Annotated in this window: 19 protein-coding genes, 1 tRNA gene and 2 pseudogenes; 7 read left to right on the forward strand and 15 right to left on the reverse strand. The window is 67.0% G+C overall.

Annotated features, from left to right (window positions below; genetic code table 11):
• From nifE to BYZ73_RS10030, 9 genes are all read right to left on the reverse strand, one after another.
• Window positions 1-1,476, reverse strand: coding sequence for a nitrogenase iron-molybdenum cofactor biosynthesis protein NifE (gene nifE, locus BYZ73_RS09990; protein WP_112315836.1), 1,476 nt, complete (start codon window positions 1,474-1,476; stop codon window positions 1-3).
• A gap of 174 nt (window positions 1,477-1,650) precedes the next feature.
• Window positions 1,651-2,733, reverse strand: a complete 1,083-nt coding sequence (locus BYZ73_RS09995; protein ID WP_108027680.1) for a 2'-deoxycytidine 5'-triphosphate deaminase — start codon at window positions 2,731-2,733, stop codon at window positions 1,651-1,653.
• An 80-nt stretch (window positions 2,734-2,813) separates the two neighbouring features.
• A tRNA-Pro gene (locus BYZ73_RS10000) sits at window positions 2,814-2,889 on the reverse strand.
• A 65-nt stretch (window positions 2,890-2,954) separates the two neighbouring features.
• Window positions 2,955-3,962, reverse strand: a complete 1,008-nt coding sequence (locus tag BYZ73_RS23790; protein WP_245943111.1) for a MerR family transcriptional regulator — start codon at window positions 3,960-3,962, stop codon at window positions 2,955-2,957.
• Between the two features lie 6 nt (window positions 3,963-3,968).
• Window positions 3,969-4,271: an integration host factor subunit alpha gene (gene ihfA / locus BYZ73_RS10010; RefSeq protein ID WP_075787578.1), complete on the reverse strand. Its 303-nt coding sequence runs from the start codon at window positions 4,269-4,271 to the stop codon at window positions 3,969-3,971.
• A 125-nt stretch (window positions 4,272-4,396) separates the two neighbouring features.
• The gene (locus BYZ73_RS10015; RefSeq protein WP_112315837.1) at window positions 4,397-5,368 is read right to left on the reverse strand and encodes a beta-ketoacyl-ACP synthase III; all 972 of its coding nucleotides are present in this window, start codon (window positions 5,366-5,368) and stop codon (window positions 4,397-4,399) included.
• Between the two features lie 2 nt (window positions 5,369-5,370).
• A complete protein-coding gene (gene plsX / locus BYZ73_RS10020) occupies window positions 5,371-6,474 on the reverse strand; it encodes a phosphate acyltransferase PlsX (RefSeq protein WP_112315838.1) in 1,104 nt (367 codons plus the stop codon).
• A 27-nt stretch (window positions 6,475-6,501) separates the two neighbouring features.
• Window positions 6,502-6,711 (reverse strand): 50S ribosomal protein L32, encoded by a 210-nt coding sequence (gene rpmF / locus BYZ73_RS10025; RefSeq protein ID WP_108027677.1) that lies wholly within the window; start codon window positions 6,709-6,711, stop codon window positions 6,502-6,504.
• Window positions 6,712-7,008: 297 nt separating this feature from the next.
• The gene (locus BYZ73_RS10030; protein WP_112315839.1) at window positions 7,009-7,617 is read right to left on the reverse strand and encodes a YceD family protein; all 609 of its coding nucleotides are present in this window, start codon (window positions 7,615-7,617) and stop codon (window positions 7,009-7,011) included.
• 101 nt (window positions 7,618-7,718) lie between these two features.
• Here BYZ73_RS10030 and BYZ73_RS10035 point away from each other — a divergent pair, with 101 nt between their 5' ends.
• Window positions 7,719-8,165 (forward strand): outer membrane protein assembly factor BamE, encoded by a 447-nt coding sequence (locus BYZ73_RS10035; RefSeq protein WP_342750304.1) that lies wholly within the window; start codon window positions 7,719-7,721, stop codon window positions 8,163-8,165.
• Window positions 8,166-8,215: 50 nt separating this feature from the next.
• Here BYZ73_RS10035 and msrB read toward each other — a convergent pair whose 3' ends face one another.
• The gene (msrB, locus tag BYZ73_RS10040) at window positions 8,216-8,635 is read right to left on the reverse strand and encodes a peptide-methionine (R)-S-oxide reductase MsrB (RefSeq protein WP_112315840.1); all 420 of its coding nucleotides are present in this window, start codon (window positions 8,633-8,635) and stop codon (window positions 8,216-8,218) included.
• A gap of 108 nt (window positions 8,636-8,743) precedes the next feature.
• Between msrB and BYZ73_RS10045 the strand changes: the two genes are divergently transcribed.
• Both BYZ73_RS10045 and BYZ73_RS10050 read left to right on the forward strand, forming a co-directional pair.
• Window positions 8,744-9,490, forward strand: a complete 747-nt coding sequence (locus tag BYZ73_RS10045) for a GNAT family N-acetyltransferase (protein ID WP_108027673.1) — start codon at window positions 8,744-8,746, stop codon at window positions 9,488-9,490.
• A 158-nt stretch (window positions 9,491-9,648) separates the two neighbouring features.
• Window positions 9,649-11,481 carry an ABC-F family ATP-binding cassette domain-containing protein gene (locus BYZ73_RS10050; RefSeq protein WP_112315841.1) on the forward strand — a complete coding sequence of 611 codons (1,833 nt, stop codon included), beginning with the start codon at window positions 9,649-9,651 and terminating at the stop codon, window positions 11,479-11,481.
• Here the strand turns inward: BYZ73_RS10050 and BYZ73_RS10055 are convergent.
• The 3 genes from BYZ73_RS10055 to BYZ73_RS10065 all read right to left on the reverse strand — a co-directional run bounded on the left by BYZ73_RS10055 (window position 11,478) and on the right by BYZ73_RS10065 (window position 13,915).
• On the reverse strand, window positions 11,478-12,089 hold the full coding sequence (locus BYZ73_RS10055; RefSeq protein ID WP_112315842.1) for a hypothetical protein: 612 nt from the start codon (window positions 12,087-12,089) through the stop codon (window positions 11,478-11,480). The genes BYZ73_RS10050 and BYZ73_RS10055 overlap by 4 nt on opposite strands.
• Window positions 12,086-12,841: an SDR family NAD(P)-dependent oxidoreductase gene (locus BYZ73_RS10060; protein WP_108027670.1), complete on the reverse strand. Its 756-nt coding sequence runs from the start codon at window positions 12,839-12,841 to the stop codon at window positions 12,086-12,088. Before BYZ73_RS10060 ends, BYZ73_RS10055 begins: the two co-directional genes overlap by 4 nt.
• A 786-nt stretch (window positions 12,842-13,627) precedes the next feature.
• Window positions 13,628-13,915: a hypothetical protein gene (locus BYZ73_RS10065; protein ID WP_181498017.1), complete on the reverse strand. Its 288-nt coding sequence runs from the start codon at window positions 13,913-13,915 to the stop codon at window positions 13,628-13,630.
• A gap of 81 nt (window positions 13,916-13,996) precedes the next feature.
• Here BYZ73_RS10065 and BYZ73_RS10070 point away from each other — a divergent pair, with 81 nt between their 5' ends.
• Window positions 13,997-14,260, forward strand: a complete 264-nt coding sequence (locus BYZ73_RS10070; protein ID WP_112315844.1) for a hypothetical protein — start codon at window positions 13,997-13,999, stop codon at window positions 14,258-14,260.
• Window positions 14,261-14,559: 299 nt separating this feature from the next.
• Here BYZ73_RS10070 and BYZ73_RS10075 read toward each other — a convergent pair whose 3' ends face one another.
• A complete protein-coding gene (locus BYZ73_RS10075; RefSeq protein WP_112315845.1) occupies window positions 14,560-16,143 on the reverse strand; it encodes an ABC-F family ATP-binding cassette domain-containing protein in 1,584 nt (527 codons plus the stop codon).
• A gap of 218 nt (window positions 16,144-16,361) precedes the next feature.
• Window positions 16,362-17,789: pseudogene (locus BYZ73_RS10080) on the reverse strand (IS1182 family transposase).
• 483 nt (window positions 17,790-18,272) lie between these two features.
• Between BYZ73_RS10080 and BYZ73_RS10085 the strand changes: the two are divergent.
• The 3 genes and pseudogenes from BYZ73_RS10085 to BYZ73_RS10095 all read left to right on the forward strand — a co-directional run.
• Window positions 18,273-18,731 (forward strand): annotated as a pseudogene (locus BYZ73_RS10085) (transposase family protein); the annotation flags it as partial.
• Window positions 18,732-18,784: 53 nt separating this feature from the next.
• Complete coding sequence (locus BYZ73_RS10090; protein WP_112315846.1) at window positions 18,785-19,396, forward strand: hypothetical protein; 612 nt, start codon at window positions 18,785-18,787, stop codon at window positions 19,394-19,396.
• The gene (locus tag BYZ73_RS10095) at window positions 19,393-19,719 is read left to right on the forward strand and encodes a hypothetical protein (protein WP_112315847.1); all 327 of its coding nucleotides are present in this window, start codon (window positions 19,393-19,395) and stop codon (window positions 19,717-19,719) included. Before BYZ73_RS10090 ends, BYZ73_RS10095 begins: the two co-directional genes overlap by 4 nt.
• The last annotated feature ends 69 nt before the right edge of the window (window positions 19,720-19,788 follow it).

Genomic DNA, 19,788 nt, shown 5'->3' on the forward strand with positions numbered 1-19,788 from the left:
TCAGCAGTCCTCGAACTCTTTTGGGTCATTGACGGGACCCGGGGCCGGGTCGGCTTGGGCGGCGAGGCGAAGCCCGGTCGCGGGCCGCGGGTCGTCCCAGGGGGCGGGGCGGCGGACATCTTCCCAGACGGGATTGTTGACCGACCGGTCGATGGCGCGGACCAGATCCACCATGCCCATGTAGCCGGCATAGGGTTCGTGCTTTTCCTGGTTCACGTCGATCCAGGGCGTGCGCGCCTTCAGCGCCACGAACTGGCTGCGCGCGCCCGACATCAGGATGTCGGCCTTGGCGGCCTTGAGCGTCGCGTACATCTCTTTCGGCGCCATGTTCTCGTACATGTGGGCTTCGTCGCCCATGATCTGGACGACGCGGGCCTTGTCGGCCTCGGTGGCCTTGCGCACCGAGGTGCCGACGACCTCGATCCCCAGTTCCTGCAGCGCCGAGACCACCGACCAGCTTTTATGCCCGCCGGTGTAAAGCAGCACCCGCCGGCCTTCGACGCGCGGCCGGTACGGTGCCAGAGCGGCCCGGGCCTTGGCCTCTTCCTCGGCGATCAGCGCCTCGCAGCGGTCGATCAGATCGGCAGGTGCGCCGCGTTCGACCAGCATCCGGCACATCGTGCGCAGAGCTTCGGACGTGTCCGAGATTCCGTAGAAGGACCCCTCGAAGAACGGGATGCCCCAGGTTTCCTCCATCTTGCGCGCGAGCCCGATCAGCGCATGCGAACAGACCAGCATCGTCACGCGCGCCCGGTGCATCACCGCGACCTGCCGGTAACGCGCATCGGCCGCCAGAGACCCGAGGATGCGGATGCCAAGCCGGTCGAGCAGCGGCTTGATCTGCCAGAGCTCGCCGTTGAGGTTGTAATCACCGATAATGTTGATGTCGCACTCGGTGGTGTGTTCGGGCTCGATGGTGCCGATCACATGGCGAAACATCATCTCGCCCGCGAGCTTGCAGCCGAGGTTCTTGGACCCGGCATAGCCCGGCACGTCGACCGGGATCGCGGGGGTGCCGAAGGCCTCGGTCGCGGCCTTGCAGACCGCCGCGATATCGTCGCCGATCATCGAGGTCACGCAGGTCGCATAGACGAAGACGGCGGGCGGGGCGTGCTTTTCGACGATCTCGCGGATCGCGGCATAGAGCTTCTTCTCGCCCTTGCCCATGACGATGTCGAGTTCGCTGAGATCGGTGGTGAAGCCGGTCTTGTACAGCATCGAGCCCGACGAGGCCGAGCCGCGATTGTCCCAGGAATTGCCGCCGCAGGCCAGCGGCGCATGAACCAGATGGGCGACATCGACGATGGGTTGCAGGGTGATCATGGCGCCGTCGAAGGCGCAGCCGCCCGCCGCGGCCCCCGGGGTCAGCGGCTTGGCGCAGCCCTTCTTGCGGGCCTCGGCCGACTTGGCGCGGTTGGTGGCGCAGCCGGGCTCGTTGAAGGCTTCCTGCACGGTTTGCTTGAGCGCGTCGGACATCCGGGTCTCCCTGCTTCATGGGGGATGAAGCAGGAAGCGTGCCAGGATTGGACCGGGGGCGCGAAAGACCAGCGTTTCAAGGGCGCCCGAGGGCGCGCATCGGGTATTTGGGCCAAGAAGAAGAGGCGTGTCGGAGGGGAAGCGTCGGGTTTTGTCGGGTCTCCGACACGACCCCTACATCCGGAAATGCTTGGACAGCTTCAGCCCCTGGCCCTGATAGTTCGACGCGATGCCCTGGCCGTACAGCGCGTCTGGCCGGGCCGACATCCGTTCATAGACGAGGCGGCCGACGATCTGGCCATGTTCCAGCACGAAGGGCGCTTCGTGGCAGCGCACTTCGAGGACGCCGCGCGAGCCCGCGCCGCCCGCCGCGTCATGGCCGAAGCCCGGATCGAAGAAACCCGCGTAATGCACCCGGAATTCACCCACCATGGCCAGATAGGGCGCCATCTCGGCGGCGTAGTCGGGCGGGATATGCACCGCCTCGCGGCTGACGAGGATATAGAAGGCGCCCGGATCGAGGATGATCCGGCCCGAGGTCGAACGGATCTCCTCCCAGAACTCGGCGGGATCATGGGCGCCGATGCCGTCGAGATCGACGACGCCGGAATGGGGCTTGGCGCGATAGCCGACAAGGCCGTCCCCGGCGGGCCGCAGATCGACCGAAAAGCCAAGGCCCTCGTCGATCACGGCGGGGCCGCCGGTCACCAGACGCGCCTCGGCATCAAGCGCACGCAGTTCGTCGTCGGACAGCACGGCCTGCCCGGCGCGAAAGCGGATCTGGTTCAGGCGCTGGCCGGGCCGGACCAGCACCGAGAAAGAACGCGGGCAGATCTCGGCGTAAAGCGGGCCGCGATAGCCTGCGCGAATCCGGTCGAACTCGACCCCGCCATCGGTGATCGTGCGCGTCAGCAGATCGAGCCGCCCGGTTGAGCTTTTGGCATTGGCGACCGCCTGGATACCCGGGGGCAGGGCGAGGCGCTCCATCAGCGGCACGACATAGACGCAGCCCTTTTCGAGGACCGCGCCCTGGCTGAGGTCGATTTCATGCATCCCGAAATCGGCGATCCGGTCGGCCACCTTGCGGCCTTCGCCCGCCAGAAACGAGGCGCGCACCCGGTAGGCACGGTCGCCGAGCCGCAGATCGAGCGAGGCGGGCTGGACCTGGCCCGCATCGGGCGGGGCCGAAAGGCCGATGGCGCCGGTCTCGATCAGATGGCGGATTTCCTGTGCGGGCAGCACGCCGGGTGCGGTCATGGGTCCCTCCCTCGGCCCGGCGCGGGGCCCCGAAAACACAACCGCCCGCGACCCCGAAGGGCGCGGGCGGATGGGGGAATTGGTCGGGCTAGCAGGACTTGAACCTGCGACCTTCCGCCCCCCAGACGGACGCGCTACCACCTGCGCTATAGCCCGACGTGGGGCGCTTCTTAGCATGTCTGACGGCGGGGGCAAGACAGAAATCCCGCCCGAAAGCGCCGTCAGTCCTGCGAGACGGCCTCGATCCTCCGGGCGACGTCGTTCAGCCGGTCAACGGCACCGCGAGCGGCCTCGGGATCGGCGGCAAGATGGCGCCGCAGCCCCGGTTGCAGCAGCTGGCTGCGGGCAGGCAGGCCTGACGCCGCATAGGCGGGATCGTCGTCTTCGGGGTCCGCGACGGGCAGATCGGTCCCAAGCGGTTGCGGTTCGGGGTCCGGTTCCGGTTCCGGTTCCGGTTCGGGCGCCGGTTCCGGCGTGTCGGCGGCGTCGGCGGGCCAGTCAGACTCGGCAGGCGCGAGGTCGATCGGGGCCTCCGGCTCGGGGGCGTGGTCCGGTTCGACCGCGGGCTCGGGGTCCCGGGTCGGCTGCGGCAGAGGCTCCGCCATCGGCGGCGGAGAGGCCCAGGCGTCCGATTCGGCCAGGTCCTCCGCGGCGCTGTCCGGGTCCTGCCGGGGCCAGGGGGCATCGGCGATGTCGGGCGGAGGGGCAGGGCGCCCTGCCGGGGCGGCGGCCGGTGCAGGGGCTGGAGCCGGTGCTGGGGCTGGTGTTGGCGCAGGGCGCCGCAGTTCGAGCCCGGGCAGGATCGCCTCGTCGGGTTCGGGCGGCGGACGCCGCCGCATTGGCAGCACTTCGGCCACCTCGGCCTGGGCATCGAGCGCCATCGGCGCTTCGGTGTCCGGCTCGTCGGTGTCCGAGAAGGCGCCTGCGATATCGACGGTTTCCTCGTCGTCGAGCGGCTGCGACAGCGCCGCGACATGCTTGACCCCGTCTTCGCGCAGGATCTTCTGCACGCCGCGGATCGTCATCCCGTCTTCATGCAGGAGCTTCTTGATGCCGCCCAGCAGCAGCATGTCGGCGGGCCGGTAATAGCGTCGCCCGCCCGCCCGCTTGACCGGCTTGACCTGCGTGAACCGGCTTTCCCAGAACCGCAGGACATGGGCCGGGGTATCCAGCCAGGTCGATACCTCGCTGATGGTCCGGAAGGCCTCGGGAGACTTGTCCGTGGCCAATGCCGGTCAGCCCTTGTTGCCGGCCGCCACGCGGTCTTTCATCAGATGCGAGGGCCGGAAGGTCAGCACCCGCCGCGGATGGATCGGCACCTCTTCCCCGGTCTTGGGATTGCGCCCGACCCGCGCCGCCTTCGAGCGGATCGAGAAGGTCCCGAAGGACGAGATCTTGACCGTCTCGCCCCGGACCAGCGCGTCGGACATGTGCTGCAGCACACTTTCGACCAGGGATGCGGATTCGTTGCGCGACAGACCGACCTCGCGGAATACCGCCTCGGTCAGGTCCATGCGCGTCAGCGTGTTGCCTGCCATGATCTCCCCCATTCTCTGACAGCAAATATTGAAACCCTTGGTTGCCAAAACCTTAGGTAGATTTGATTTTCCGTGTCAATACGGGGAACTTGACGGGACGGGCGAAGGTGGCACGCGAAGCGCGCCTACCAGCGCAGGACGACCGATCCCCAGGCAAGGCCGCCGCCGATTGCCTCGGTCACGACCAGATCGCCATCCTTGATCCGGCCTTCGTGCCGCCCGACCGACAGCGCCAGCGGAATCGACGCGGCCGAGGTGTTGCCGTGGTCCTGGACGGTGACGATCACCTTCTCCATCGGCAGGTGCAGCCGCTGAGCGGTGGCCTTGATGATCCGCAGATTGGCCTGATGCGGCACCAGCCAGTCGACATCGGTCCCGGCCAGCCCGGCCTTGTCCAGCGCGGAATGGGCGGTATCGGCCAGTTTCTCGACGGCATGGCGGAAGACTTCCTTGCCATGCATCACCAGATGCCCGGTGGTGCCGGTCGAGACCCCGCCATCGACATAGAGGATCTCGCGGTGGCGCCCGTCGGAATTCAGATCGACCGCGAGAATGCCGCGATCGGCGGCCGCACCGGTGCCCGCGGCCGCCTCGAGGATCAGCGCGCCCGCGCCGTCGCCGAACAGAACGCAGGTGCCGCGGTCGGTCCAGTCCATGATCCGGCTGAAGGTCTCGGCGCCGATCACCATCACGCGGCGGGCCAGGCCCGAAGAAATCATCGCATTGGCATTGGCCATGGCAAAGACAAAGCCCGCGCAGACCGCCTGCACGTCATAGGCAAAGCCCCGGCTCATGCCCAGCCCGGCCTGCACCATGGTCGCGGCGGACGGGAAGGTCAGATCGGCGGTCGAGGTCGCCAGCACGATGGCGTCGATGTCGTCGGGCCCGAGCCCGGCATCGTCCAGCGCGGCGCGGGCGGCGGCGATGGCCATCTGCGAGGTGGTCTCGCCCTCGGCCGCGAAATGCCGCCGTTCGATCCCCGAGCGCGAGCGGATCCATTCGTCCGATGTGTCGAGCGTCGCCTCGAATTCGGCGTTTTCCACAACGCGCGCCGGAAGATAATGCCCGACACCCCGGACGATCGCCCTCGTACCCATTCCTACCCCTTACGCCCGCCGGCAAGTTCCCGGAGCGCGTCCGGTCCTGTCGCATTGCTGGCCGCAACCCGCGCGGCCAGACGTTCGGTGAAGCCCGACTGCGCCAGCTCGAAGGCGAGCTTGACCGCAGCCGACACGCCCGTCGCATCCGACGAGCCGTGCGATTTCACCACCGTTCCGTTCAGCCCGAGGAACACGCCGCCATTGGCGCGCCTGGGGTCCATTCTTTTCTTGAGACGCCTGAGCGAGGTATAGGCCAGCAGGGCCGCGACCTTGGACAGCGGCGTCGCGGTGAAGGCCTCGCGCATGAAATCGCCCAGCAGCTTGGCGGTGCCCTCGCCGGTCTTCAGCGCCACATTGCCGGTAAACCCGTCGGTGACGATGACATCGACCTTCGACGAGGGGATATCGCCGCCCTCGACGAAGCCGACGAAGCTGTAATTCGCCTCTTCTGCCGCGGCCTCGATCAGGTCATGGGCGGCCTTCAGCTCGGCCCGGCCCTTGTTCTCTTCGGTGCCGACATTCAGAAGCCCGACGCGCGGCCGGTCGAGCCCCAGCCCGTTCCGGGCATAAGAGGTGCCCATCAGCGCATATTGCAGCAGGTCGCGCTCGTCCGCGCGCACATCGGCGCCGACATCGAGCATCACGTTGAAGCCGCCGGGATTGCGCGACGGCCAAAGACAGGCGATGGCCGGCCGGTTCACGCCCGGCAGTTTCCTGAGCCGCATGATCGACAGCAGCATCAGCGCCCCGGTATTGCCGCAGGACACGGCCACCGTGGCCTCGCCATGGCGCACCGAGTCGATGGCCGACCACATCGAGGTGTCCTGGCCGTGGCGCATCACATGGCTGGGCTTGGCGTCCATGGTGACGACGCCATCCGCATGCCGGATCTCCACCCGCCCGCGCAGGGGCTTGCGACGCGCGACCAGCTTTTCAAGCTCGTCGCGCTGCCCATGCAGAATGAAGCGGATGTCCGGATTCTTGGCTGCGGACAAGGCAATGCCCGCGACAACAGCCGCAGGGCCGCGATCGCCACCCATGGCGTCCACCGATATCACGGTGCGCGGGGCGGCGCGCAGCTCCTGGAGATGCTCTTCGGTCATGGAGAGACGCGCGCCTTTTGGGGCGGATTATGCCGCGTCTTCTTCGTCCAGGTCGATCTCGTCGGCTTGGGCCACGATCTCGCGATCGTCATAATGGCCGCAGGCCGCGCAGACGTGGTGCGGACGCTTCAGCTCGCCGCAGTTCGAGCATTCGGCCGGGTTGCCCGGGACGAGCGCATCGTGCGAACGGCGTTGGTTGCGGCGGGACCGCGTGACTTTATTCTGAGGGACAGCCATGTCTCAACCTCGGTCTGGAGGGGCCTTGGCCCGGTGTTCTTTCGTTGGGAACGCGCGTCTCTCAGCGCCCTTGGCGCGGCGTCCGATCCATCGTGCAAGCGAGGCCGGGAACATACTGCGATTCTGGTCGGGCGCAAGCCCCTTTCTCGCCCTGTCTTTCAGGTGCGAGGCGCGATTTTCCGTCGCGTTGCGACACCGGGGTATCCCGATCCCGAAACCGGCCCCGCAGCACGCTCAAAGGGGCGGGGCGAGGTCGCAGGCCGGGGCAGGGCCCGCGGCAAAACCCGTCCGCCCCGATCAGTCGCCGCTGTCGCGTCCGCCGGTCTCGCCGTCCTGGCCGTCGTCGGTTTCGCCCTCCGCACGGTCGCGAAGCCGGGCCAGAGCGGCAAAGGGCTTGACCTCGGCATCCTGCATCGGCGCCGTTCCGGGCGCGGCAAAGGTCGCCTCGCCCAGTTCGGCCCCCACGGCACGCGGATAAAGCGGCAGCGCCAGCGCCAGCGCCTCTTCCATCACCCGTGCCAGGTCGAGCGTGTCGGGCAGCGGTTCCTCGCTGTCGTCCTCGGGCATCTCGATCTCGTCGCCCTCGGGCCGGGACGGCATGTCGGCGCGGTAAAGCCGCAGGACCGGACTGTCGATCCGCGTGGTCACCGGCGCCAGCGTGACGACGCAGGGCTGCACCACCGTGGCGCCAAGCTCGGCCTCGAGCCGCCAGTCGCGCGCGCCTTCGGGCCGGATCTCGCCCGCGAAGCGCAGCTTCTTCAGCGCGGAAAGGCCGAGCCGACCGGCGATCTCGCTGCGCTCGGCGGGTTCGGGGATCAGCGTGAAGGCGACCGGGTCGCGGCCTCCGCGGCGGTCAAGCCGCAGGGGCGGGTGGGTGCCTTTGGGCGTTTCAGCTGTGTTGGCCATGGTTCACGTTCCATTCTTGAACCCGGGGCATACGATCTGCTAAGCGGGATAGAAGTGAAAAACCCCTGTGACAAGAGGTTGCGATGGCAAGGCCCCGGGCAGTGCACGCCAAACTGGCGCTGACTGCCATTCTCTCCGCCGGTCTGCTGGCCTGCTCTCCGATCCAGCGCAGCCACGGCTATGCTCCGTCCGACGAGGATCTCGCCGGGGTCACGGTCGGTGTCGACACGCGCGACAGCGTGGCCGAACTGGTCGGACCGCCGACGATGGGCGGCGTGATGCGCGACGACGCATGGTATTACGTGCAAAGCGACTGGGAGACGGTCGGTTTCCGCGAACCCAAGGAGACCGAGCGTCAGGTCGTCGCGATCTCCTTCGACAAGGCCGGGACGGTCGAGAATGTCGAACGGTTCGGGCTGGAGGACGGCCGCGTGATCGCGCTGAACCGGCGTGTGACCGAAAGCAACATCAAGGGCGTCTCGTTCCTGCGGCAGATGCTGGGCAATATCGGCCAGTTCAATGCCGAGGACATCATCGGCGACCGTTAGGCGCGCACCGCGTCCCGCCCGGGACGCGGCCTGGGGATCGGGCTCTGACGCTAGTCCGCGTCGGTGCCGTCTCCGGTGCCTTCCGGCGTGAAGTCGAGCGCCACGCCGTTGATGCAGTAGCGCAGCCCGGTCGGCGCGGGGCCATCCGGAAAGACATGGCCCAGATGGGCCGCGCAGGCCGCGCAATGCACCTCGGTGCGCTTCATCAGAAGGCTCCGGTCGCTCTGCTCGCCGACCGCCTCGGGGCTGGCCGGACGGGTGAAACTGGGCCAGCCGGTGCCGCTGTCGAACTTGTCGGATTGCGCGAAAAGCGGGGCGCCGCAGCAGACGCAGGTGTAGGTGCCGGGCGCCTTCGGGAAATCGTCATGCGAAAAGGGGCGTTCGGTCGCGTGCTTGCGGGTGACCCGGTAGGCGAGGTCCGACAGCTCGGCGCGCCATTCGGAATCGGGTTTGGAAACTTTCTGGGTCATTTGGTCTCGCGGGTCCTGTCAGGGTTTCGTCACATCTTGTGTGCTATCGGCCTTCGGACAATATCTAGGCGGGCGATCCAGTCCCGCCAGTCCCGTGGAGCCGTCACGATGCTGTCACTTCGCAAGGGCCGCTATGCCGCGCGGCTGGCCGAAACCCCGGCCGACATTCTCGCCGCGCAGCGCCTGCGCTATCTGGCCTTTCGCGCCACGGACACCCATCCCGAAGGGGCCGACGCGGATTGCTTCGATGCGGTTTGCCGCCATGTGCTGGTCGAGGAGACCCGCAGCGGCACGCTGGTCTGCTGTTTCCGGCTGCTGCCGCTGAAGGGCGGGGCCGAGATCGGGCAAAGCTATTCGGCCCAGTATTACGAGTTGTCCGCGCTCGAAACCTTCGACGGGCCGATGGTCGAGATGGGGCGGTTCTGCATCCACCCGGCCTGGCGCGACCCCGACATCCTGCGCGTGGCCTGGGGGGCGATGACCCGATTCGTGGATGAGGAGAAGGTCGAGATGCTGTTCGGCTGCTCGTCCTTCAAGGGCACCGAGGCCGAGACCTACATGGATGCCTTCGCGCTCTTGCAGGACCGGCATCTGGCGCCGAAACGCTGGCTGCCGAGGGTCAAGGCGCCGAACGTGTTCCGCTTCGGGCAGATGCTGCGGCGGCGCCAGCCAGATGCCCGGCGGGCGATGCTGGGGATGCCGCCGCTCCTGCGCAGCTATCTGGTGATGGGCGGCTGGGTGTCCGACCATGCGGTGGTCGATCGCGACCTCAACACGCTGCATGTCTTCACCGGGCTCGAAATCCGGGCGATTCCTCCCGCCCGCAAACGACTGCTGCGCGCCTCGGCCGGATAGCGCGCCCGGAATTTCGCACGAAATTCCGTGAACGGTCCCCGGCGCCGCCGCCCCGGGTCCCAAAATTCTTCGCCGAAGAATTTTGCCCGCCCCGCCCCGCCCGGGGTTTCCCTCTTCTGCCGCTTGACCGGCGCAACCCGGCATCATACCCAGCGCTCATGGCCCGCGCACCCCTTCTTCAGCTGTCGTCGATCTCGCTCACCTTCGGCGGAGGCCCGGTCTTTGCCGGGCTCGATCTGGTGATCCAGGAAGGCGACCGGGTCGCGCTGGTCGGCCGCAACGGGTCGGGCAAATCGACCCTGATGAAGGTCATGGCCGCCCTCGTCGAACCCGATTCCGGCGCCCGCGTGCTCTCGCCCGGCACCTCCGTCGGCTATATGGAACAGGAGCCCGACCTCTCGGCCTATGCCACGCTGGGCGATTTCGCCGCCGCGGCACTGGCCCCCGGCGAGGGCTATCGCGCCGAGATGGCGGCCGAGGGGCTCAAGCTCGATCTTTCCGCCCCGGCCGCCACCGCCTCGGGCGGCGAGCGCAGGCGGGCGGCGCTGGCGCGCCTGCTGGCCGCCGCACCCGACCTGATGCTGCTCGACGAGCCCACCAACCATCTCGATATCGAGGCCATCGGCTGGCTCGAGGCCCAGCTGGCCGAGACCCGGTCGGCCTATGTGCTGATCTCGCACGACCGCGCCTTCCTGCGCGCCCTGACCCGGGCCACGCTGTGGATCGACCGGGGCGAGGTCCGCCGCCAGGATCGTGGCTTTGCCGACTTCGAGGATTGGCGCGACAAGGTCTGGGCCGACGAGGACGAGGCTCGCCACAAGCTCGACCGAAAGATCAAGGCCGAATCCCGCTGGGCGGTCGAGGGCATCTCGGCCCGGCGCAAACGCAACCAGGGCCGCCTGCGGGCACTGCATGCCATGCGCGACGACCGCTCGGCGATGATCCGCCGCCAGGGCACCGCGGCGATGGCGCTGGAGGCGGGGCCCAAATCCGGCAAGCGGGTGATCGAAGCCACCGAGATTTCAAAGAGCTTCGGCGACCGCGTCATCCTCAAGCCCTTCTCGCTGCGCGTCCAGCGCGGCGAGCGGGTGGCACTGGTCGGTCCCAACGGTGTCGGCAAGACCACGCTTCTGAAGATGCTGACCGGCGAGCTTGCCCCCGACAGCGGCGAGGTCCGGCTTGGCACCAATCTGCAGATGGCCGTCTTCGACCAGAATCGCGCGGCGCTCGACCCTGACATGACGCTGTGGGAAAGCCTGACCGGCGATCCCGAGATGCGGGTGTCGGGCAAGGCCGACCAGGTTCTGGTCCGCGGTCAGCCCAAGCATGTCGTGGGCTATCTCAAGGAATTCCTCTTCGACGACGCCCAGGCCCGCGCGCCGGTGCGGTCCCTTTCCGGCGGCGAACGGGCGCGGCTGCTGCTGGCCCGGATCATGGCGCGCGAATCGAACCTGCTGGTGCTGGACGAACCGACCAACGATCTCGACGTCGAGACGCTCGATCTGTTGCAGGAGCTGGTGTCGGACTTCGACGGCACCGTCCTTCTGGTCAGCCACGACCGCGATTTCCTCGACCGCGTCGCGACCACCACCGTCGCCATGGAGGGCGACGGCCGCGCGGTCGTCTATGCCGGCGGCTGGAGCGATTACCGGGCGCAGCGGGCCGAGACCGCCGGTTCCGACCGGACCGGCGGGAAGTCCGCCGAGAAACCTTCCGCCGCGCAGGCCAAACCGGAACCCTCACGCCCGAAGAAGGCGCCGGGGCTCAGCTATACCGAAAAGCACCGCTTCGACGCGCTTCCGGCCGAGATCGCGCGGCTGGAGGCCGAGATCGCCAAGCTCGAGGAACTGCTCGACGACCCCGATCTTTTCACCCGCGAGCCGGTGAAATTCCGCAAGGCGACCGAGGCGCTGGTCGCGCGGCAGGAGGCCCTGTCCAAGGCCGAGGAAGACTGGCTGGAGCTGGCCGAAAAGGCCGAGAACGCAGGCTAGCCCGGTCCGGCGGCGGCACTTGGGTGCAGCACCGGCCGATAGCCCGCCGCCAGTGCCGCGACCGTCGGCGCCGGGGTCAGAACCGTGACCTCTCCAAAGGGGCGGGGGCGGGCCGCGCCATAGCCCAAAGGCTGCCAGGGCAGGGCGGCGGCGCCCAGAATCAGATGCGGGGTTCCCTCCAGCAGCACGAAGGCGCCGTCGGGCAGGGCGGCAGCCGGGGCCGTGTGGCGCCGCTGATCCCGGCTGGACGGGCAAAGCCGCGCCGCATGCAGAGCCGCATCGAGCGCTGTCGCCGTCCCGACCCCGAAGGCCTGGGCGAAGCGCCGGAAATCGGCGCGGCGGCACTCGGCGCAGGGCCGGTGCCCGGCCGCCAGCGCCACCGCCTCGTCCAGAAAGAAAAGCTCGGTATAGCGCCCCGGCGTCATCACCGCGCGGTGGCGGTCGCGAAACTGCAAAAGACAGCAGATCCAGGCCTTGTGGCGCCAGCGCGCCCGGCCAAGCCGTCCCTCGGCATCGTGCAGGCAGCCGCGATTGCCCATGAACAGACCGCGTGCCGGGTCGGCGACGATCTCGCCCAGGGGCGTGACGCGGGTCTGCCGCGGGCTCATCTCATCCGCAGCCCTGCGTCCAGCCGGATCACCTCGCCGTTCATGTAGCCGTTCTGCAGGATATGCAGCACAAGGGCTGCGTATTCCGCCGGATCGCCCAGCCGGGGCGGGTTCGGCACATCGGCGGCGAGCCCGTCCATGACCTCCTGACCCAGCCCCTCCAGCATCGGCGTGCGGAAGATCCCCGGCGCGATCGCCATCACCCGGATCCGGAGTCCGGCCAGATCGCGCGCCAGCGGCAGCGTCATCGCCGCGATACCGCCCTTCGAGGCCGCATAGGCGGCCTGCCCCTTCTGCCCGTCATAGGCGGCGATCGAGGCAGTGTTGACGATCACCCCGCGGCAGCCGTCGTCATCGGGGGCGTTCTGCGCCATCTCGGCCGCGGCCAGCCTGAGCACGTTGAAACTGCCGATCAGGTTGATCTCGACGGTGCGGCGAAAGCTTTCCAGCCCGTGCGGCCCGGACCGGCCCAGCGTGCGCTCGGCCGTCGCGATGCCCGCGCAGCTGATGCAGGCCGTGATACCGCCCATCTGCGCCGAGGCCTCGCCCACGGCCTGTTCGACCGAGGGTTCGTCGGTCACGTCGACCGGCTGAAAGCCCGCGCCGATTTCGGCGGCCAGCTCCATGCCGCGGTCGGTATCCCGGTCAAGAATGGTCACCGCCGCCTCGGCCGCGCAAAGCGCCCGCGCCGTCGCCGCGCCAAGTCCCGACGCGCCACCGGTGACGATGGCCCTCGTTTCGCTGATCTGCATCCGCCCCTCCGTTTGCCTCAGAGCTAGCGCCCGGCCGCGGGGCTTGTCCAGTGCCGGGCCGCCGCGACGGAGGGTCGCCATAGGATTGCGCCGGGTGGCGGGCGGCGATCCCCTGAGGCCCGGATCCGGCAGGGTGTCGTGTCGGTCCGGCCGGATGGGGGAGATCAGGAGTTGATGTGAGGTCTTAGCGTGAGCCAGTAATAATAAGAAAATAAATGATAAATAAATTATGTCGGTTCGGGATGGCCTCTTGCCGACAAGGCGCCCCTCGGGGCCGCAGCCAACGGACAGGAGCCCGCCTCCGCGACCGCGACGGCTTCGATCCACCCCCGCGCAGACGAAGGTCGCGGTGCGGAACCCGGCGCGACACGGGCGCGACACGGGCGCGTCCTGGCCCGGTCCCTGGTCATCCGGACGGGTTCCCCTTGACCCATCCAGAGGCGTTACGGGCGGGATCGGAAGGACGATCCGGAGCAGCGGGCGGCCCCCCTTGGCGCCCGGTCCCGGCATGGCCTCCCGCAGGAGACGACGGTGCGGCGCTACCAGTCGTGGCGGCGGCGCGCTGTGCGGATATCGCCCCGTGTCAGCCCGCTTTCGTTCCGCAGATAGTCGGGCATGCCTTCGAGGGGACGAAAATCTGCCGCCTCCGCATCCGGCGCCGGAGTCGGCCAAGAAAGGTCATGTCCTCCTCGCGCCGCGTCGGGGCCGGGGCGAAATGACAGGTGAGACCCGAAAAGAAAAGCTCGGTGAACATTGGGGAATTCCTTGGAAAGAAAAGAGGTCGGGTCACTTCGGCACGGCGGTCCTCCGGACCGGGCCAAGCACCGGCCGCGGTCTGGCGGCGGGCGCAGTGGCCGGGACCGCCAGAGCGACATCGTGCAGCCGCGCCAGGGCGCGCGGCCGGTCCGGGTCGACGGGCAGAAGATGCGCAAAGCTCACCCGGCGCAGCATGCCAAGCGTCTCGGCGTTTGCGACGATCCGCCTTTGTCCGCCCCTCCGGCGCATCAGGGTCGCGGCGACCACGAGCCCGCCAATTCGGGCATGCAGGATCCCGGCCCCTGGTGAGAACCTCACCAACAGCCCGGTGCCGCCAGAGCGTATCCTGTCGACCGGCAAGTCGCCGCCCGACACCGGATCATCGCTGACCGCGAGCGTGTGGCCTTCGATGACGAGGGGCTAAGCGCCGATCGGCAGGCGATCCGCACCCGTCTCGGCGACGCCGCAGCCAGCTTTGACGAGCTTGAGGATGCCGCGCGGCGGCTTGGCGAGGTGTTTCTCGACGCGCTCGACGGGTCGGGCGGCGCGGCCTTCGCGTCATGGCTGGTGGCCGAACGCGAGAATGCCGCGGTGATCCGGGCCGAGGTTCTGGAGCCTCCGGCCCGCCATCCGGACACCCCGCGCGGGGCCGTGCAGAACTGACTGCGGCTCCGGGAAGAGGCCGATCCCGTGGCGGCGCCGGGCCCATCTGCGCGAGCAGCGGATCGGCTTCTGCCGGGTGCGGGATGGGACCAGGATCGCCCATGGCACGGCGGGCCCCGGTCCGCCGCTGGCGAAGGCGGCCAACTGGCTGCCCCATATCGAACACGACTGGAACGGTAAGCGCTGCATACTCTCTATGACGCCCGCGATTTCTGCTGAAGCGGGCCGGGCGACGGGCAGCGATGGCTGCGGTGTCTGGGAGAGTCGCGGTCCGGAGGGCGGGTATGCGGACAAAGCGGTCATGCCCCAAGATCAATCGTCCTGCCCGGTGCGAGGGAGTCAAGGAATGCCGTGTCATGGCTGATCGCCAAAACTGCCCCATCATAAGCAGCCAGCGCAGCCTCAAGTGCTGTGATACCATCAAGATCAAGGTGATTGGTCGGCTCGTCCAAGATCAGCAACGGCGGCGGCGGGGTGGCTCCGAGGGCACAGGCCAGTCCAGCGCGCAGACGCTCGCCCCCGCTCAACTCTCCCGCGTAACGCAAGGTATCCGCGGCGCGGAAACCGAACCTGGCCAGTGCCGCGTGCGCGGTATGGGGATCAGCCAAGGGATTAAGGTGACGAAAATTATCGCGAAGGGACAGAGCGGTGTCGATCAGCTGGACATGCTGATCCAGCAGCGCAAATGGAACCGAAAGCGCCACGAGACCACTTTGCGGCACGATCTCTCCGGTAATGATCTTCAGAAGCGTCGTCTTTCCGCAGCCATTCGGCCCTGTAATGACAATGCGCTCGGGACCAATCACGGTCAGCGACAGATCACGGATCAAGGGATGATCGGGATCATGGCCGCCGGTCACCTTCTCCAGTCGCAGCACCGTTCTACTGGTGGCAAGGCCGGTTGGGGGAATGTCCATGCGCAAGGGTTGCAGGGGTTCGATCTTAACGCGGGCGGCGGACAACGCCTTATCTGCCGCCTCGCGCCGGGCATCGCGCAGGCGCACACCCGCACCGCCCGACGCCTCGGCCCGCCCCTTGGCGGCGTCCATCAGAATTTTCGGCTGATCGCCCCTTGCGCGCGCGCGGTGTCCGGCACTGTCCTTGCGGGCCTTACGTTCGCTTGCCTGCTGCGCGCGACGGGCAGCGTCGGCGCGGGTTTTCTCCGCATCCGCGAGGTCACGCGCTGCCGCGTCCATCTCGGTGTCCTTCCGCTGCCGGAAATCGCTGTAATTCCCGCCATACCGGGCCGCGCCAAGCGAGGTGAGTTCGACGATGGCGTCCATTTCCTCCAGAAGCTCGCGGTCATGGCTGGCGATGATCGCACCCCCTGTCCACCCCCGGATGAGGTCGATCACCGCCTTGCGACCGTCCCGGTCGAGATTGTTCGTCGGTTCGTCCAGCAACAGAAAATCCGGCTCGGCAAAGATCAGGGCGGCAAGAGCGGCACGGCTGCGCTGGCCGCCGGATAGCGTCGCCAGGAGGGTCTGCGGCCCGACCGACAAACCACAGCGCAAAAGCGCCCCTTCCATCCGCGCGGGCAGGGTCCAATCCGCGTCTGCCAGTTCATCGGCATCGGCAAGCCCGGCCTCCGCCCGGTCAAGCAGATCGAGCGCGGATCGTGCGCCGAAAAGATCGGCGATGATGTCATCGGGCCGCTCCAACGCCTCCTGCCGCATCATCGCGATGGAGCCGGTCACGCGGACCTGCCCCGAAGCGGGATGCTGATCACCAGAAATCAGGCTAAGGAGGGTACTCTTGCCGATGCCATTGCGTCCGACGATGCCGGTACGCTCCGGGCCGAAAGTCAGGTTGAGATCGGTAACAAGGGGCGCGTCGTCAGGCGTGGACCAAGACAGGCCGGAGAGGGAAACGGATGCAGGCATGGGACAGAACTTCTCGCAGCAAAATCGAAGGGGCGAATGCGGCGAGGTTCAGGTCCATGTTGATGGCATCTCCAGTTCCAGGATGTCTTAAAAAATAGTGGTCGCTCGGTGATTTTGCAAGCCAGAGCCAACGAAGCTTCCCCGCCGATTCCGTGGAAAAACACCTGTTCGCGACCGCAGCAATTCCCCGCCTGAGGCGGCCGTGAATGCCTTTCCTGTCATGCTTTTCCCAGTTGCTGCGGTGCGGGAAGGATCTTGGCCAGTTTCCGGAGGTTCTGGACGGTTGCGGCAAGCAGGAATTCGTCATTTGCGCCGCATGGGCCGCGTAGTCGGAGCCTGTTCAGGCCGAGGATGCGCTTGAGGTGGGCAAAGAGCCTCTCGACTTTCTTCCTCGGCTTCATCGAGATCACGTATTGGTCGGTCCTGGCGATCTGGCGGACAACCTGTCGGGCGTCTTCTTGTTCCTCGCGGGTGATCTTGCGAGCATCCGCGTTCGGGCAGCACATGGCCTTGGATGGGCAGGCTTGGCAGACCTCTTTCAGGGCGCGATAGCGGGCGGTCCCCTTGCCGGTCGGCCCGCGGGTGGGGTCGGAATAGTTCCGGCGGACCTGCTTCAGCTCGTGCCCCTCGGGGCAGATGTATTGGTCGTTCTCTGCATCCCACTCGAAGTCGGCGCGGGTCCAGGTCCCATCATTGCGCCCCGACTTGTCGATGACGGGGATATGCGGGGCGATCTTGCGATCGACCAGCCAGCCCCGCATCGGCCCGGTGCCGTAGGCCGTGTCCGCGATCAGGCGTTCAGGGTGACGGTCGAACCTGGCCTTCACGCGCCTCAGCATGGTCTTGGTTGATCCTGCTTCGGCCTGCCGGATCGACCCGTTCGGCGGGAAAACGATCCCCCGGATCGTTTTCTGCTCCGCCTCACCTTCCACGTCCACGATGACACCATGGTCCGTGTCGATCAGGTAATTGTCAGAATAGCCGAAGAATGCCGGGCCTTTCCGGGCCGCGGTCCACTGGCTCGCCGGGTCGGAATGCGAGGTGAACTTGGGCTGGACCTCGCTTGGTGCGCCGAATGCGGCTTGGTCCAAGACGTCCGGATACTCGCGAACGGCTCGGGGCGCATCAGCGGGATTGATCTGCCTCGCGTCCCAGTCCTCCTTCGGCGATGAGTTCTGCTTGTTCGCATCCGCTTCGATAAGGCTGGCATCAACTGCCATGCGCTGGCCGCTAACCAGCCCCTCGTCGATGCACCGGGCCACGGTGGTCTCGAACAGATGCCGCAATAGCTCGCTGTCACGGAACCGACCGTGCCGGTTCTTCGAAAAAGTCGAGTGATCCGGGACCCGGTCACTGAGGTCCAGGCGGCAGAACCAACGGTAAGCGTGGTTCAGATGCACCTTTTCGCAGAGCCGCCGTTCAGACCGGATGCCGAAGCAATACCCCACCAACAGCATGCGGATCAGCAACTCCGGATCGACAGACGGACGACCCGCATGGCTTTAGAAATCGGCGAGGTAAGCACGGATGCCGGACAGATCCACGAACCGGTCAATCGAGCGCAGAAGGTGATCTGGCGGGACATGATCTTCCAGCGAGAACTCGCAGAACAGCGCCGGCTGCGCCTCCTGCCGCGGTCCCATCAGTGCCGATCCTCCCACCCAGTGAGGGAATTGAATCAGCCAGAGGCACCTCGATCAAGCACGAGTTTTTCAACGGAATATGCCGATAGCCGACGTTCGACACCTCAAGCCCGCGCCGCCCGCGGATCACGGAAGCGGCCATTCGTGGTCGCCGCGGCGAGAGCAGTCTCGGCGCGATCCTGGCCACCGGGAATTGCGCCCTTGTGGCCCCCCGGGACGGCCTCGGTACCTGATCTTGGCAGGGCTCGGTCCTGTCCCGTCGGCCAGCCTTGCCGCCCCTCAAATCGGCACGATGCCGCCAATGCCCGCGCCTCCCAAAGCGAACGGCAGTCGGGGGGGTGTCACGGCACGACGTGCGCCACTACTTTCGCGGTATTGAAAGAGGGTATTTCATGAGTGGCTTCTTCCGTCAGGACGCCCGCATGGGCCGGATTTCCAGGGGTCCGGGGCAGGACGTCCTGGTGCTGCGCCGGTTCGAAGGCAAGGATCTTCGTGCGCTTCTATCCCGCACAGGCCGCGGCCAACGCCCGCCGTTTCCTTCGCGATCTGGAGCGCGCGGCCCCGATGAAGATCGCCCGCGTGCTGACCGATAACGGCAAGGCTTTCACCGACCGCCTCTTCGGCCTGCGCAAGCGCGTTGCAACCGGACAACACGCGTTCGACCTTCCCTGCGCGGACCTCGGCATCGAGCATCGTCTCGCGCCGCCGATGCGGCCGCAGACGAACGGCATGGTCGAGCGCTTCAACGTCAGGAACGAGGATGTCCCGCAGCGCCAGCGCATCCAGAGTGGCGAGGACCTTGAGCAGACCCTCCTGCGCTACGCCCAGCTCCCGCAATCAGTCCTGAAGGGGCAAACCCCCGTCGCAACCCTCAGGGACTGGCGACGTCACAGGCTCGAGCTGTTCAGGCAGCGCATCTGCAATCTCGCGGGATGTGACAGCTAGGCGGAATGCTTGCGGAACGCAGGCATGATCCGATGAAACAGAGGAAAACTCCGATGAGTGATAACTGGGAAATCTTACCAGAGAGCGGATTGGGACCTTTGCGCTTTGGCATGTCCGAAGCCGAAGCTCGGCCCATCGCGCAGCCCCTCTACGGCGAAATCGAGGCGGAAGGGCCGGCAGGTCTGCAAAGCAATGATGAAGTCTACCAGGTTCTCCTTGAAACCATGGGAGAAGAGGCTGCCCGTGAAGCGATAGGACCGCTCAAGAAAAGTGGTGTGGACCTGCAGACCTCCCGTCGCATCAACTTTGTCTCCGGACTGATGCTCGATTTCGTCGAGGATGGTCTCGATAGCATCATGTGCCATTCTGCGGCTCTCGCCTTGCACGTCGGCGGCAAGCCTTTTTTCGGAGTTGATCCGCTGCCTGCCCTGCGGCAGTTACAGCAGCTCAACGGAGAGCCCCCTTTCGTGAAGGGCCCCGACTGCTATTTCTCGAACATCGAAGTCACGGCGTTCGAATGCCTGCTGCTGATGCCGGGTGGCGGATTCCGTGCAACGCGGGAAGGAACGGAAGAGGCCGGACAGAAGACGGTCGGTTGGCAGAGAAAGCAGCGGACGCCGCCTGAGGACCTGACAGGTCACGTGCGTCTTGATCTTGCCACTTGAGCGAAATCGTTCCAGCTCTCCATCTGATTAACGTGATGGCTGAAGAAGCAAACAGGGACCACACAACCTTCTATCGCGGTGCGGCGCTGGACCGGCACAGGTTCGCGGCTCTGGCGAATTCAGACGGAAGCTACAGCCCGAACCGGCCGTTTTCCTCCAGCACCGATGTGGTGGAGTTCGATCTGCGCACGGGCGCGTGGCAGGAGATTGCCCATCGCAAGTGGTTGGGCGTGGGCGTCGCGCGGTGGCCAGGCGCGGGAGCGGCCGGAGCGGCAGGGCTCATGGTGCTGTCGCAGCAGGGGGATGAGAGGTGGTTCGGTTGACCTGAACAGATTCCGGGGGGGGGGGCCAAGTGGTTTTCCGCCTCGGTTACGCCGCCACCGCTTGGGCAT

The organism is Rhodovulum viride, assembly GCF_003265965.1.
In the GTDB taxonomy this organism is placed as follows: Bacteria; Pseudomonadota; Alphaproteobacteria; order Rhodobacterales; family Rhodobacteraceae; genus Rhodovulum; species Rhodovulum kholense.

Excerpts from the sequence above, each read along its gene's own strand:
- nifE (WP_112315836.1), bottom strand. The coding sequence starts at position 1,476 with ATGTCCGACGCGCTCAAGCAAACCGTGCAGGAAGCCTTCAACGAGCCC.
- BYZ73_RS09995 (WP_108027680.1), bottom strand. The coding sequence starts at position 2,733 with ATGACCGCACCCGGCGTGCTGCCCGCACAGGAAATCCGCCATCTGATC.
- ihfA (WP_075787578.1), bottom strand. The coding sequence starts at position 4,271 with ATGGCAGGCAACACGCTGACGCGCATGGACCTGACCGAGGCGGTATTC.
- BYZ73_RS10015 (WP_112315837.1), bottom strand. The coding sequence starts at position 5,368 with ATGGGTACGAGGGCGATCGTCCGGGGTGTCGGGCATTATCTTCCGGCG.
- plsX (WP_112315838.1), bottom strand. The coding sequence starts at position 6,474 with ATGACCGAAGAGCATCTCCAGGAGCTGCGCGCCGCCCCGCGCACCGTG.
- rpmF (WP_108027677.1), bottom strand. The coding sequence starts at position 6,711 with ATGGCTGTCCCTCAGAATAAAGTCACGCGGTCCCGCCGCAACCAACGC.
- BYZ73_RS10030 (WP_112315839.1), bottom strand. The coding sequence starts at position 7,617 with ATGGCCAACACAGCTGAAACGCCCAAAGGCACCCACCCGCCCCTGCGG.
- msrB (WP_112315840.1), bottom strand. The coding sequence starts at position 8,635 with ATGACCCAGAAAGTTTCCAAACCCGATTCCGAATGGCGCGCCGAGCTG.
- BYZ73_RS10045 (WP_108027673.1), top strand. The coding sequence starts at position 8,744 with ATGCTGTCACTTCGCAAGGGCCGCTATGCCGCGCGGCTGGCCGAAACC.
- BYZ73_RS10050 (WP_112315841.1), top strand. The coding sequence starts at position 9,649 with ATGGCCCGCGCACCCCTTCTTCAGCTGTCGTCGATCTCGCTCACCTTC.
- BYZ73_RS10055 (WP_112315842.1), bottom strand. The coding sequence starts at position 12,089 with ATGAGCCCGCGGCAGACCCGCGTCACGCCCCTGGGCGAGATCGTCGCC.
- BYZ73_RS10060 (WP_108027670.1), bottom strand. The coding sequence starts at position 12,841 with ATGCAGATCAGCGAAACGAGGGCCATCGTCACCGGTGGCGCGTCGGGA.
- BYZ73_RS10075 (WP_112315845.1), bottom strand. The coding sequence starts at position 16,143 with ATGCCTGCATCCGTTTCCCTCTCCGGCCTGTCTTGGTCCACGCCTGAC.
- BYZ73_RS10090 (WP_112315846.1), top strand. The coding sequence starts at position 18,785 with ATGAGTGATAACTGGGAAATCTTACCAGAGAGCGGATTGGGACCTTTG.